Origin of the sequence: Pseudomonas sp. 14P_8.1_Bac3 (genome assembly GCF_025466085.1) — a bacterium.
In the GTDB taxonomy this organism is placed as follows: domain Bacteria; phylum Pseudomonadota; class Gammaproteobacteria; order Pseudomonadales; family Pseudomonadaceae; genus Aquipseudomonas.
Genome location: NZ_JANLOD010000006.1, coordinates 115,683 through 128,884, shown reverse-complemented (window position 1 = coordinate 128,884; position 13,202 = coordinate 115,683). Strand labels below are relative to the sequence as shown.

The following is a 13,202-nucleotide window of genomic DNA, read 5'->3' as shown; positions in this document are numbered from 1 at the left end:
TTGAGATGGCTCACAAACCCGTCAATTTGACCGCAAGTCTCAGCCTCACCTCCGTGGTGCTGTTCGGTCTGGCTTACATGGCGCCCAGCCTGGTGCTGGTCATTTTCGGCGTCATCGCCCACGTCAGCGGCGGTACTGCGCCCAGCGCTTTCCTGCTGGCAACCGGTGCCATGCTCTTGTCTGCACTGAGCTACGCCAAAATGGCCAGGCTCTTTCCTGTTTCCGGCTCAGCCTATTTTTACGCTCGGCAAATGCTGGGTAGCCAAGGCGGATTTCTGGTTGGCTGGTTAGTCTTGCTGGACTACCTGTTCATGCCCATGGTCGCCTGGCTGGTCCAATCGGTTTTCCTCAACGTGCAGTTCCCGGCAATCCCCGTGTGGGGCTGGATGCTGGTCAATATCGTGCTGACGACCCTGGTCAACGTCATGGGGTTGAGCCTGGCTGATCGAACCAACAAATTGCTGACCGGACTGGGCATTCTCCTGGTGTTGTTGTTCGTGGTGTTCTGTCTGAAGTATCTGCTGCATCAGCCACCCGTTTCCCTGACCGAGCCGCTATGGAACACCAGCAGTACGCTCGTCGGTGTATCGGCCGCCGCCGCAGTGGCAGCCTATTCCTACCTGGGGTTCGATGCGGTCACCACCATGGCCGAGGACACACGAGACGCTGCACGTAACATTCCACGGGCGGTGGTTTGGGTGATGGCCACGGCGGGGCTGCTGTTTGCGCTCGTGGCGTACATCATGCAATTGGTTCACCCCGGCGGCGTGTTCGTGGACGCGCAGATCGCTTCCTACCTGACGTCCGTTGAAGTCGGCGGGGGTGGTTTTGCAGATTGGCTCAACCTGGGTTTCATCGTCTCCGGGTTTGCCTCGGGGCTCATCGTGCAGCTCAGCACCAGCCGTTTGCTGTACTTCATGGGGCGGGCGAATGTGCTGCCCAGGCCGCTGTTCGGTACGTTGCACCCGAAAACCCGTACACCGGTTTTCAGCGTGCTGTTTACCAGTGTCATCGGGTTGATCGGCTTGAACACCACGGTTGAAATGGCAACCTCATTCATCAACTTCGGCGCGTTCCTCGGATTCACCGCAGTCAATCTGTGTGTCATCTGTTACTTCTGCCGCAATCGCTCAACCTGCCGACTCGGGCTGGTGGGTTATCTGCTGTTTCCGCTGCTGGGTATGGGCGTAAACCTCTATCTGGTCAGCCAACTGAGCACGACAGCGATCACCATCGGGCTTGGCTGGCTGGCGATTGGCGTGATGTACCTTGTTTGGCTGACACGCGGCTTCCGCCAACCCACACCGGAAGTGAACATGAATGAGCGAGCATAGGGGTTGCACTTGAACAGTTGACGTTACTTCAACGTTGACAGCTATCAAAGGCAACGCAGTGAAGCGGCTAGGGCGTAAAGCCCTAGCACACCGCAGACATCACTTTTTCTTTTTCGCCGGCTTTTCAGCCTTCTCAGCCTTCTCAGCCTTCTCTGATTTCTTGGCCTTTTCGGGCTTGCTGTCAGCTTTTTTTGCAGATTTCTTTGGTTCGGCGTCTTTTTTCTTGTCTTTCTTATCGGAAGATTTCGAAAGAGCCGACGCCGCCGCTGATTTCTTTTCCGGTGATGATTTTTTGTCTTTCAAATCCTTGCTGGCTTTTGAAGACTCACCTTTGCTTTTCTTTTCGTCTTTAGCCACGTTGACCACCTCTGCGAGTATGCCGGTATTGGCAGAATGCCTGCGGAAATCTCCACACGCTGATCGTTAGGCGAGCGCGTCCAAAAGCGGTTCATTTTTTTTGCGTCGAGAGCGTGACTTTGTGGATCAGCGCACCAGGCAAGGCTGTTTGTTATCGAAGCGCCAGCCCGGAATCAAAAACTGCATTGCGACGCTGTCGTCCCGCGCGCCGAGGCCCATGCCCTTGTACAGTTCGTGCGCCTTGGCCACGGCGTCCATGTCGATGTCTACGCCCAAGCCATGCTGGGTCGGAACCTTGACGTAGCCCCCTTCGATCTGCAGCGGCTGCCTGGTCAGGCGTTGGCCGTCCTGCCAGATCCAGTGCGTGTCGATGGCGGTGATTTCTCCGGGTGCGGCGGCCGCCACTTGGGTGAACATCGCCAACGAGATATCGAAGTGGTTATTGGAATGAGAGCCCCAGGTCAGATTCCATTCGTGGCACATCTGAGCAACCCGGACCGAGCCCTGCATCGTCCAGAAGTGCGGGTCGGCCAGCGGGATGTCGACCGATTGCAACTGGATGGCGTGGCCCATTTCGCGCCAATCGGTCGCGATCATGTTGGTGGCGGTTTTCAGCCCCGTTGCACGGCGGAATTCAGCCATCACTTCGCGGCCTGAATAACCGTTTTCCGCACCGCAGGGATCTTCAGCGTAGGCGAGCACGTGATGCTGGTCCCGGCACAAACGGATGGCTTCCTTGAGCGACCAGGCGCCGTTCGGGTCGAGGGTGATACGGGCATCGGGAAAACGCTCAGCCAGCGCCGTGACCGCTTCGATTTCTTCATCGCCGCTCAACACGCCGCCCTTGAGCTTGAAGTCGTTGAAGCCGTATTTCGCTTTCGCTGCTTCGGCCAGGCGCACGACGGCTTCGGCGGTCATGGCCTTCTCGTGACGCACTCGGAACCATTCGTCTTCAGCGTCGGCCTCGTTGCGATAGGCCAGGTCGGTGACGTTGCGGTCACCGATGTAGAACAGGTAGCCGAGCATCTTCACCGCATCGCGCTGCTGGCCTTCGCCCAGCAACGCGGCGACCGGCACCTCGAGGAATTGACCCAGCAGGTCGAGCAGGGCGGCTTCCATGGCCGTCACCGCATGAATAGCGATACGCAGGTCAAAGGTTTGCAGGCCGCGACCGGCGGCGTCTCTCGATGCAAAGGTGCTACGCATCTGGTTGAGGATGCGTTGGTACTGACCAATGGGCTGGCCCATGACCAGGCTACGAGCGTCTTCAAGCGTTTCGCGTATGCGCTCGCCACCCGGCACTTCGCCGACGCCGGTGTTACCGCAGCTGTCTTTGATAATCACGATGTTGCGGGTGAAAAACGGGCCGTGGGCGCCGCTCAGGTTCAACAGCATGCTGTCGTGGCCGGCGACGGGTACGACCTGAAAACTGGTGACGACAGGTGTTCGGGTGGTGTTGGCAGCGTGTTCAGCGTTCATGGCAGGTTCCTGCGGATAAGGTTGTTCAGCAATCAATAGGGTGGGGTGTTATTTGCTGACGGTCGCGCCTGTTGCAAGGGGCGTCGGCGGCGTCAGCAGGGCTGATGGTGTTGGCGAAGTCTTGGCAAAGAACACCAGGATCGCGGCGAGCACCGAGGTGCCGGCCAGGCCATAAAGGCCACCCTGGATCGAACCGGTTGTCTGTTCGAGGAAGCCAAAGGTTGTCGGTGCCGCGAAACCGCCCAGGTTGCCGATCGAGTTGATCAGTGCGATGACGGCGGCGGCGATCCGCGCATCCAGATAGCCTTGGGGAATTGGCCAGAACAACGAAGAGGCGGACTTGAAGCCAATGGCGGCAAAACAGATGGCGACGAAGGCGAAGATCGGCCCGCCGCTGGTGGACATGAACATGCCGGCTGCTGCAATCAACAGCGCAGCCGCGACCCAGGCCTGCTGGAACTTGAATTTGCCCGACAGCGAAGCGAAGGCGTACATGGCGATGATCGAGATCAGCCAGGGAATCGAGTTGAAGAAACCCACCTGCACGTCAGTCAGGTCGCCCATCTTCTTGATGATGCTGGGGAGCCAGAAGGTGGCGGCGTAGATGGTCAACTGAATGCAGAAGTACAAGGCGCAAAACAGCAGGATCTGGCGATCCTTGAGCAGTTTGCCAATGGTTGGTTTGACGGTGGTCAGCGCTTCGCGCTGACGCTGCTCCTGCTCGATGGCGTCCACCAGGGCATCCTGTTCTTCAAGGCTCATCCATTTGGCGTCATGCGGTTTGGAGTCAAGCCAGAACCAGACAAAGAAGCCCAGCGCCACAGAGGCCAGGCCTTCAATAGCGAACATCCATTGCCAGCCGTGAAAACCGAAGCCTTCAATTTGCAACAGGGCACCGGACAGCGGGCCTGAAATCAGCGAAGCAACCGCGGAACCACTGAGGAAAATGGCGATGGCCTTGCCGCGTTCGACGCCTGGCAACCAGCGAGTGAAGTAGTAAATCACGCCGGGAAAGAAGCCCGCTTCAGCGACGCCCAGCAGGAAGCGCAGGATGTAGAAATGGGTTTCGTTCTGGATGAACGCCATCATCGTGGCGACGATGCCCCAGGTGAACATGATCCGGGTCAGCCAGATGCGCGCTCCGACTTTTTGCAGGAGCATGTTGGAAGGCACTTCGAAGAGGGCGTAGCCGATGAAGAACAGGCCAGCACCCAGCCCGTAGGCCGCAGCGCCGATGCCGAGATCATGTTCCATGTGCGTGCGCACGAAACCGATATTGACCCGGTCGATGTAGTTGAGGATGAACATGATGACGAAGAGTGGCAGGACATGCCTCTTCACTTTGCTCACGGCGCGCGCGAGTACCGAGTCACCTTCTGGAACGACAGATGCATTGCTTGAATTGTTCACCATTCAAATCTCCCACTGATTATTTTTATGCGGGTTTGAGCGTGATGCCGATGGCTGTATCGCTTGTTTTCGTTGAGATGCCTGATGCGTCACGTTGATAGACATCATACAAGTTGAATTTTTTCTTCACAATGCGGCGATCTGTTTTTGTTTGCATAATGGAAGCTGATAAAAGTTATTTAAGCTATTTTGGTTCCGTAGTTGCTAGCTATTTCACTTTTTTTTTTGTGAAGGAGATCAGCAGGGTGGCGCATACGGAGAGATCGACAGTTACCGGGCGAGCGATGCTTATGGGATATGTTGTCATACAAGTTGAACGAAATTGCTCGTAGGCTGGGCAGAGCACGCCTACGTTAGCCAGCAACCCCTTGGCAGGTGTTAAGCTCTTGAAAGCTAACTTTTTCGGACTCAAAAAAATGCAAAGTGAAGGTGGGGTTCCGGTCCGCAGACGTTCCGCTAATCTGGCTCAAGGCTTGGTTGAAGCGCTGACACAGCGCATCTTGCTCGGGCAATTACACCCCGGCGAAAAACTGCCTTCGGAAAGCACCATCGTTTCCGAGCATGGCGTGAGCCGCACCGTGGTCAGGGAGGCTATCTCCAAGCTACAGGCTTCCGGGCTCGTGGAAACACGGCACGGCATAGGGACGTTTGTGCTGGAGCAGCAATCGCGGTCAGGACTGCGCCTGCATGTGGACACCGTGGCCAGTGTCAGAAACATGCTTGAGCTGCGTTTGGGGCTGGAGGTACAGGCCGTTGCGCTGGCAGCGGTCCGCCGAACCGACGATCAACTCTCCCGTATGCGTCAGGCCTTGAGCGACTACCAGGCGTCGTTGGCCAATAACGACAGTTGCGTGGAGGAGGACAAGCGCTTTCATCAACTGATTGCCGAGGCTACCGGCAATACCTTTTTCACCGAGATCATGCAGCACTTGGGCAACGCGATGATCCCGCGTACTCAGGTGAAGGTCGACGAGCGCGGTGGCGCTGACTTTTCGCAATTGGGGTACGTGGCGAACCTGGAGCATGAAGCGATATTCAACGCGATCAAGCGCCAGGATCCCGATGCGGCGCGGGCAGCGATGGTGCTGCATTTAACGAACAGCCGGGATCGGTTTTCGGGAAGTTGAAGGGTCGTCGCAGACCAAACGTTGGGCCGATTGCGGCGTGTTGGAAACGCTGCAACTGACCCGTAGCAAACTAAACGGTGTACATGGTGGGCCGGGCACTGATCGGCGTGGTGATTGGCGGGTTCTGGTCGATGTCGGCGGCAATGGCCATGCGCCTGGTCCCGTCCCATAGCGTGCCCAAGCCCTGGCAATTTTCAACGGCGGCAATGCGTTGGCAACGGTCGTGGCCGCACCCCTGGGAAGCTATCTGGGGAGTGTCATCGGTGCGCCCGAAAGCGACTTGAAGCTGACGGTGACAAGAACATCTGGATCGATAAAATCATCCTGACGAACAGCCGACCTTGACCTGACAGTCACAGGCTTCAAAGCGGGTAACTGTCAGATCAAATCCGATCGCTACAACTCAGGGCCGGTGGTAAAAGCCTCTCCCTCGATATGGTAGACCGTCGGTTCGTCCGAAAAATAGGCCTCCAGGCCGTTCATGAACATCTGATGGTCGTCACTCGCTTCGAAGCCGGGCGTGTGATCCTCGAGTGATTGCCATCGCACGATCAGGTTGAATACCTGGGGTGTTTCGATTCCTTGCGCGAGCACGTGGCCGCCGTAACCCTTTGCGCGACTGAGCAAATGAGCAACCTCGGCAAATGCGCGTCTGAACGTTTCAATGTGTGCTTTGTGAACGGGGAGCACAGCGATTTCATAAATCATGGCGATCCTTGAAGTGAGTTAAACGGTTAAAGACACGCGCTGACGACATGAGCCGATGGCTCGATCGCAATCGCGATTTTCCCCTGGAGGCCGTTGTTGGGACTTTCCAGCCGCGCATGGGCCAGGGGGATGTCAGCCAGGGAATAGACGGCGCCAACATGTGGTCGCAGCTGACCCCGCGCTATCAATGCGCTCAACTCATCCAGCTTGCCGCGGTTTTGTCGGGTGAACACGAAGTGATAACTAGCGTTTTTGCCCCAGGCCTGAACGAGGTTTTGAGGCTGTGCAAGGTCCACGATCGTGGCGACACGGCCGAGTTGCGCGAGCACCTCGGGGCTACGCGACAATGTGTTGCCGCCAATGGTGTCGAACACCACATCGACTCCGCGGCCACCCGTTTCCCGTAGAACGGCATCGACGTAATCTTCCTTTTCGTAGTCGACGATCACATCGGCCCCCACGCTTCGGGCGAAGTCTGCGTTTGCTTCGCGCACGGTGGTGAACACCCTTGCGCCCATGGCTTTTGCCAGCTGGATCGCGACATGCCCGACGCCTCCCGCGCCGCCATGGACCAGAATGCTTTCTCCTACTTTAAGCGTCGCTCGCACGACCAGTGCTTCCCACGCGGTCCCGCCGACCAGCGTCAGGCTGGCCGCCTCAAGATGGCTCAGCGAGGGCGGCTTTTTGCCGACGATGCTTTCGGCCGCAACGTGGTACTCGGCATAACTGCCTGGCCCGTCAAATATTTGTGGGGTGTACCAGACTTCATCGCCTGGAGCGAAGGTCGTCACGCCCGGCCCGACGGCTTCGACAACACCGGATACGTCATGCCCGGTAATGGCTGGCAGTTGCACCAGGTCGGCATAATCGCCACGGCGCACCTGGTAATCCAGCGGATTGATGGAGGTGGCGTGGACCCGGACAAGGACTTGTCCGGTGTGCGGTACTGGCTTGGGCACGTCGCGAAGTTCGAACGATTCCGGGCCGCCAAATGATGTGAGTATCAGCGCTTTCATGATGGATCCTCGTTTCGGTAATAAGGGATATCGGGATTTCTCGATATACAGTAGTAAAAAAATTCACGGTTCTTTCCCTACGAACTCAGCCCATGTTCACTCCTCGGTTCGATAAAAAGGGATATCGGGATTTGTCGATGTGTCGCGGTAAAAAATTACAGCTCTTTGCCTATGATCTCGGCAAGCACTCGGATGTTTGCTTCATTGCGCTTGTAGTAGGTCCACTGACCGATGCGCCGGACTTCGACCAGGCCCACTCGTTGCAGCGTCGCCAGATAATCGGACACCGTTGACTGCGACAGTCCGACGCCTTCTTGAATACTGCTGACACAGACGCCCACCGTATGAACGTCACCTTCATCCTGCGGAGGGAAGTTCTTGGCCGGATCCTTCAAACCTTTCAAGATTTCAAGGCGTGTACGGTTTGAGAGGGCTTTAAATATTTCGAGTAATTCCATGAGGCCGAGAATATCGACATTTACCGATATGTCAATGCAAGAATCTACAGCGTCAGATTTCAGCGGAGGAGCCCAGCCCACCATCCCGAAAATTTGATTTCACACTAAAAATCGCTAATATACGATCCATATGCATTTCATATAGTGGGTCCCATGGGTATCGTTAAAATTTCAGAAGACATGCATGAGCACCTTCGAGTCGCCAGTGATGCGCTCAGTCGCTCGATCAACGCTCAGGCCGAGCACTGGATGCGCATCGGCATGCTGGCGGAATTACACCCCAACCTTGATCACAGCGATATCTGCCGACTGCTGATTCGTGCCGAACTGGAAGGTGGTCTGGACCTGGAAAAGCTCTGCGCTCTTGCGGACGACTCGGCCAGCCCGCAACGTCAGGCAGCAGCCGGAGCCAGGAAATGAAGGTGAACGTCCCGATCAAGACCCCGGCGGAAATCGCCAAGTCACGCGCTGCCGGAGCGCTGGCGGCCGAGGTGCTGGCCATGATCGCCCCCCATGTGAAAGCCGGGGTGACCACCGATGAACTGGATCGGCTCTGCCACGACTACATCGTCAACGTGCAGAAAGCCATTCCGGGCAACATCGGCTATCTCGGCTACCCGAAAACCGTGCTGACCTCGGTCAACCAGGTGGTTTGTCATGGTCTGCCTTCGGCCGCCGTGCTGCAGGATGGCGATATCGTGAACATCGACATCGCGGTGAAAAAGGACGGTTGGTATGGCGACACCAGTCGCATGTACTTCGTCGGCGAGCCGAGCCCGGAGGCCAGACGTCTGGTCAAGACCACCTACGAAGCCATGTGCGCCGGTATTCGCGTCGTGCGCCCCGGCGCCACATTGGGCGATATCGGTCATGCCATTCAAACGGTCGCGGAAAGGGACGGCTTCAGCGTTGTGCGCGAGTACTGCGGTCACGGGATCGGCAAGGTCTATCACGATGAACCGCAGATCTTGCATTACGGCTATCCGGGGCAAGGACTGAAGCTGAAGGCCGGCATGATTTTCACCATCGAGCCGATGCTGAATGCGGGCAAGCGCCACGTCAAAACCCTGGCCGACGGCTGGACGGTCGTCACCCGGGACAACTCACTGTCGGCGCAGTGGGAGCACATGGTCGCGGTCACCGAAGACGGTTTTCAGGTGCTGTCGGCCTGGCCTGACACGCTCGATGAATACCCTGCCATCTAACCTTTGCGCAGTTGCGCCGGGCTCACGCCAAGGCGTTGCTTGAAGGCGGTGGCCATGTGCGCCTGGGAGTTGAAGCCGCAGGCGAGCGCGATCTGCGACAGGCTGGCGGTTGAGTCGCGCAGCAGCGCACGGGCCTTGGCCAGGCGTCGGTCGATCAGGTAACTGTGCGGGCTTTTGCCCGTCGCCTGCTTGAACGCACGCATGAAAAATCCTTCGGACAACTCCAGCAATCCCGCCATCGCCTGCACACTCAGCGGACCCTCAAGGCCAGCGTCGATGAACTCATCGAGCAGGTGCAGGCGGCTGGCGGTGATTGAACTTCGGGACGATGCCGACAAGGCTTGGTGATCCTGCGCGCGTTCGGTCAACGCGAGTGCCCACGCCTCCCAATCGTCATCCACCGAGCCACGCAACAGCGCACTGCGCATTCGCAGCGCAAGGAGGCTGGCCTGTGGATCGATGCGATTGTTGAAGGCCCGGTCGCCGATCAGTTCCATGCCCTGCGTGTGCACGACTCGCAGGTATTCGCCGCCGCTGGACGACTCGGACAACACATCACAACCCACCGGGACGAACGCCAGGCTGTTAGGCGTCGCCACGAACGGCTGCACCCGGTCGCTGCCGATGGCATGCACACCTCGCTGGCTGTCGAAGGCAAAGCCGATCGCCGGATGGCTCGCGACATAGCGGGTCGCGTAGGCCGAACCGGGCAACAACTCGATCGCCCACGGGCCGGCTTCGACGCGGCGGACCGGTTCGGCTTTAAGCGGTGGCTGCGGGCGATTTCGATGGCTCATGAGCACCATAGTAAGGGGGAGGCGGGGCAAAAGTCAGGTCAGTTTTTTGAAAGCCAACGGGTGGCGCTTCTGCCTAGACTGGGAAAAAACCTCAAGGAGACGGCTCATGTACACCCTGACACGCGACGATATCGAACAAGCGGCTCGCCAGGTTTACCAGGTCATGCCCGCCACCGCTCAGTACGCCTGGCCGTTGCTGGCTGAGCGGTTGGGCTGCACGGTGTGGGTCAAACATGAAAACCACACCCCGACCGGTGCGTTCAAAGTGCGCGGTGGCATTACCTTCATGCACTGGCTCAAACGCGAACACCCTGGCGTGAAAGGCATTGTCACCGCCACCCGCGGCAACCATGGCCAGAGCCTGGCCCTGGCGGCCAGCGCACTGGGCTTGCGCGCATTGATCGTCGTCCCGGAAGGCAATTCGGTAGAAAAGAACAACGCCATGCGCGGCTTCGGCGGCGAAGTGGTCGAGTATGGCCGCGACTTCGATGAAGCCCGTGAACAGGCCGCGCGCCTGGCGCAAGCGCAGGACCTCTACCTGGTGCCACCGTTCCACACCGAGCTGGTCAAAGGCGTATCCACCTATGCGCTGGAGCTGTTCACCGCGGCGCCGGACCTCGATACCGTCTACGTGCCGATCGGCTGCGGCTCGGGGATTTGCGCGGTCATCGCTGCCCGCGATGCGCTGGGCCTGAAGACGCAGGTGGTGGGCGTGGTCTCCACGGAGGCTGCGGCGGCCAAGTTATCGTTTGAAACCGGCAACCTCTGCGAAACCCCTTCGGCGAATACCTTTGCCGACGGCCTCGCGGTGCGCAAACCGATTCCCGAAGCCTTCGCCATCTACGCAGCGGGTGCGGCGCGCATCGTGGCGGTCAACGATGGCCAGATTGCCGAGGCCATGCGTGTGTATTACACCGATACCCATAACCTGGCTGAGGGGGCAGGGGCGGCGGCATTGGCGGCGCTTATTCAGGAGCGTGGCGTGATGGAGGGGAAAAAGGTCGGGGTGATTCTGTCGGGGGGGAATGTTGATCGGGCGGTGTATGTGAGGGTGATTGGGTGATCAGGGCAGTGTCAGCGATCAGTCGCAGCGCGCCGGTCCAGATCCGCCAGGCCTGAATCAAAGCGTCGTCGTCTGCCCGTTACGATCAAGTTCAAACACCTTGTTGGTTTGCAGCGTCTAACATTGGTCCCATGGTGGCGTGCCAGGCGTTCGCGCAATTCGCCCTGGTGCCACACCTCGGTGGTATGGCGAATGCCATCGAGGCTCTCGGTTTCGACAATCACGTGGGGCGTCAGTGCGAATTGCGCGTACGCCGTGGCACCGCCTGGTTGCTTGAGCACCTCGATGATTCAAACCCGATCGATAACGCCGCGCGGGCGTGTGGTCTGTCTCGAGCGCACTTCTTTGCGCTGTTCAAGAAAGATACCGGCATGACCCCGACACTGCTGCTGAACGATGCGCGCATGCGCCGGGCTTTTGCCTGGCTGGAGCGTGAACGCAGTGGAACCTTGGGCCTGTTGTCGGAGAATCTCGGGTTCTCTGAGCAAGGTCATTTCACCCGGTTTTTCCGTCAGCATATTGGCGCTTCACCCAGCCAGTATCGGCGGGTAGTGGATAGTTATGCGGCGGTCTGAACCCAGGGGAAGGCGGGAGTACCTGCAATGCTCCCGCCGATGAAGTCAGTCCTTCAAAACGACTGACCTGCGTCGAGTTTGGCGAGCAGTTTTTGTCCCCGATCCCACAGCGCTTGCTGCTTGGGTTCAGTCATCCGGTCGAGGTTTTTGTAGACTATGCCCATGCGCTGGTTGCTACGCAGCAGGTCGCGGTGACGCATCAGGAAATGCCAGTAGAGGGCGTTGAAAGGGCAGGCGTCGTCCGTCGTGCTTTCACTGACTTTGTACGCACAGTTGCGGCAGTAGTCAGACATGCGCTTGATGTATTGGCCACTGGCGCAGTAAGGCTTGGAGCCGAGGTAACCGCCATCGGCGTGCATGACCATGCCCAATGTATTGGGGAGTTCGACCCAGTCGAAGGCGTCCATGTAGATCGCCAGGTACCACTCGCAAATCTGATTCGGGGCGATGCCGGCCAGCAGCGCAAAGTTGCCGGTGACCATCAGCCGCTGGATGTGGTGGGCATAGGCGTGTTTCAGACTTTGGCCGATCGCCTGACCCATGCAGTTCATCTTTGTCTCGCCCGTCCAATAGAATTCTGGAAGCGGCCTGCTGTTGCCAAACAGGTTACCGCTGGCGTAGTCGGGCATTTTCAGCCAGTAGACGCCCCGAACGTATTCACGCCAGCCGATGAGTTGGCGGATAAAGCCTTCGGCGGCGTTCAGTGGAATCCGGTGCGCCCAATACGCCGCCTCGACGTCGCTGCACAGCTGACGCAGATCCAGCAGGCCAATGTTCAGTGCAGCGCTGATCCGCGCATGAAACAGGAAGGGTTCATCACTGGCCATCGCGTCCTGGTAGTCGCCGAACGCTGCCAAGCCCCAGTCGAGGAAGTAGTCCCATAAAGCCTGGGCCTCGGCGTGGGTGACCGGATAATCGAACGTGTCGAGGGCGCCATAGTGGGCGGAGAAGTTTTTTGCGACCAGCGCCAGCACGTTCCGGGTGATCGCATCGGCCGGAAAGCGCAGGGGCGAGGGCGCTCTTACGCCTTTGGGCAATGCCTTGCGGTTTTCGACATCAAAGTTCCAGGCGCCGCCGACCGGACTGCCGTCGCCGTTGAGCAACAGACCACTCTTGCGCCGCATCTCACGGTAGAAAAACTCCATGCGCAGCTGCTTTTTGCCTTCGGCCCAAGAGGCGAATTCGAGTCGGCTGCAGAGAAAACGGCCATCGGCATGCCACTCGATCGCCAAGCCACTGTCTTTCAGCGACTGCTCCAGGCGCCAGTCACCGCATTCTGTCAGGTGCAACTCATCCGCTTGCAACAGCGACTGCCAGCGGCGTAACTCGCCCGGCACCGAGCCACTGTTTTGTGGGTCATCGAGCGTGACGTATTGCACGCGGATGCCACGCTGCTGCAACGCCTCGGCAAAATGGCGCATGGCACTGAAGATCAATGCGATTTTTTGCGGATGATGGGGCACATGGCTGGCTTCCTCCATCACCTCCACCAGCAAAACCGTATCGCGCTGCTGATCCAGCCCCTTCAATGAGGCCAGGTCAAATGACAACTGGTCGCCCAAGACCAGGCAGAGTCGGTGAGTCTTGTTCATTGGAATTCCTCGCCGCCAGGCTGCGATTCATGTGCGGGCAATGGGCGTCAACGGACAACGCTTTTTATTGTACGTCATGGT

At 58.3% G+C, this 13,202-nt stretch carries 13 protein-coding genes and 3 pseudogenes; 7 read left to right on the top strand and 9 right to left on the bottom strand.

Going from position 1 to position 13,202, the window contains the following annotated elements; translation table 11 throughout:
* The first annotated feature begins 5 nt into the window (after positions 1-5).
* On the top strand, positions 6-1,334 hold the full coding sequence (locus tag NTD84_RS01800) for an APC family permease (RefSeq protein WP_262163068.1): 1,329 nt from the start codon (positions 6-8) through the stop codon (positions 1,332-1,334).
* A 99-nt stretch (positions 1,335-1,433) separates the two neighbouring features.
* Here NTD84_RS01800 and NTD84_RS01795 read toward each other — a convergent pair whose 3' ends face one another.
* The 3 genes from NTD84_RS01795 to NTD84_RS01785 form a co-directional block, all read right to left on the bottom strand.
* Positions 1,434-1,700, bottom strand: coding sequence for a hypothetical protein (locus NTD84_RS01795; RefSeq protein WP_262163065.1), 267 nt, complete (start codon positions 1,698-1,700; stop codon positions 1,434-1,436).
* Between the two features lie 117 nt (positions 1,701-1,817).
* Positions 1,818-3,170 (bottom strand): glucarate dehydratase, encoded by a 1,353-nt coding sequence (gene gudD / locus NTD84_RS01790; protein ID WP_262163063.1) that lies wholly within the window; start codon positions 3,168-3,170, stop codon positions 1,818-1,820.
* Between the two features lie 48 nt (positions 3,171-3,218).
* A complete protein-coding gene (locus NTD84_RS01785; RefSeq protein WP_262163277.1) occupies positions 3,219-4,580 on the bottom strand; it encodes an MFS transporter in 1,362 nt (453 codons plus the stop codon).
* Positions 4,581-4,996: 416 nt separating this feature from the next.
* On the opposite strand from NTD84_RS01785, the gene NTD84_RS01780 reads away from it, so the two are divergent.
* Complete coding sequence (locus tag NTD84_RS01780) at positions 4,997-5,707, top strand: FadR/GntR family transcriptional regulator (RefSeq protein ID WP_262163274.1); 711 nt, start codon at positions 4,997-4,999, stop codon at positions 5,705-5,707.
* 77 nt (positions 5,708-5,784) lie between these two features.
* Positions 5,785-5,972: pseudogene (locus NTD84_RS01775) on the top strand (MFS transporter); the annotation flags it as partial.
* Positions 5,973-6,103: 131 nt separating this feature from the next.
* Here NTD84_RS01775 and NTD84_RS01770 read toward each other — a convergent pair.
* From NTD84_RS01770 to NTD84_RS01760, 3 genes are all read right to left on the bottom strand, one after another.
* Positions 6,104-6,415 carry an antibiotic biosynthesis monooxygenase family protein gene (locus tag NTD84_RS01770; protein ID WP_262163061.1) on the bottom strand — a complete coding sequence of 104 codons (312 nt, stop codon included), beginning with the start codon at positions 6,413-6,415 and terminating at the stop codon, positions 6,104-6,106.
* A gap of 26 nt (positions 6,416-6,441) precedes the next feature.
* Positions 6,442-7,431 (bottom strand): zinc-dependent alcohol dehydrogenase family protein, encoded by a 990-nt coding sequence (locus NTD84_RS01765; RefSeq protein WP_262163059.1) that lies wholly within the window; start codon positions 7,429-7,431, stop codon positions 6,442-6,444.
* A gap of 155 nt (positions 7,432-7,586) precedes the next feature.
* Entirely contained in the window at positions 7,587-7,889 is a 303-nt protein-coding gene (locus NTD84_RS01760) for an ArsR/SmtB family transcription factor (protein ID WP_262163057.1), read from the bottom strand.
* Between the two features lie 153 nt (positions 7,890-8,042).
* On the opposite strand from NTD84_RS01760, the gene NTD84_RS01755 reads away from it, so the two are divergent.
* Together NTD84_RS01755 and map are read left to right on the top strand one after the other, a co-directional pair.
* Positions 8,043-8,309, top strand: a complete 267-nt coding sequence (locus NTD84_RS01755; protein ID WP_262163055.1) for a ParD-like family protein — start codon at positions 8,043-8,045, stop codon at positions 8,307-8,309.
* Entirely contained in the window at positions 8,306-9,094 is a 789-nt protein-coding gene (map, locus tag NTD84_RS01750; protein WP_262163053.1) for a type I methionyl aminopeptidase, read from the top strand. The genes NTD84_RS01755 and map overlap by 4 nt, the downstream gene beginning before the upstream one ends.
* On the opposite strand, the gene NTD84_RS01745 is transcribed toward map, so the two are convergent.
* On the bottom strand, positions 9,091-9,900 hold the full coding sequence (locus NTD84_RS01745; protein WP_262163273.1) for a helix-turn-helix transcriptional regulator: 810 nt from the start codon (positions 9,898-9,900) through the stop codon (positions 9,091-9,093). The two genes, map and NTD84_RS01745, sit on opposite strands and share 4 nt — an antisense overlap.
* Positions 9,901-9,997: 97 nt before the next feature.
* Between NTD84_RS01745 and NTD84_RS01740 the strand changes: the two genes are divergently transcribed.
* Positions 9,998-10,954 carry a threonine dehydratase gene (locus NTD84_RS01740; RefSeq protein ID WP_262163051.1) on the top strand — a complete coding sequence of 319 codons (957 nt, stop codon included), beginning with the start codon at positions 9,998-10,000 and terminating at the stop codon, positions 10,952-10,954.
* A 119-nt stretch (positions 10,955-11,073) separates the two neighbouring features.
* Here the strand turns inward: NTD84_RS01740 and NTD84_RS29875 are convergent.
* Positions 11,074-11,193: pseudogene (locus NTD84_RS29875) on the bottom strand (alpha/beta hydrolase); the annotation flags it as partial.
* On the opposite strand from NTD84_RS29875, the pseudogene NTD84_RS01735 reads away from it, so the two are divergent.
* Positions 11,194-11,529, top strand: a pseudogene (locus tag NTD84_RS01735) (helix-turn-helix transcriptional regulator); the annotation flags it as partial.
* 53 nt (positions 11,530-11,582) lie between these two features.
* Here NTD84_RS01735 and NTD84_RS01730 read toward each other — a convergent pair.
* Complete coding sequence (locus NTD84_RS01730) at positions 11,583-13,121, bottom strand: cryptochrome/photolyase family protein (RefSeq protein WP_262163050.1); 1,539 nt, start codon at positions 13,119-13,121, stop codon at positions 11,583-11,585.
* Positions 13,122-13,202 lie beyond the last annotated feature (81 nt).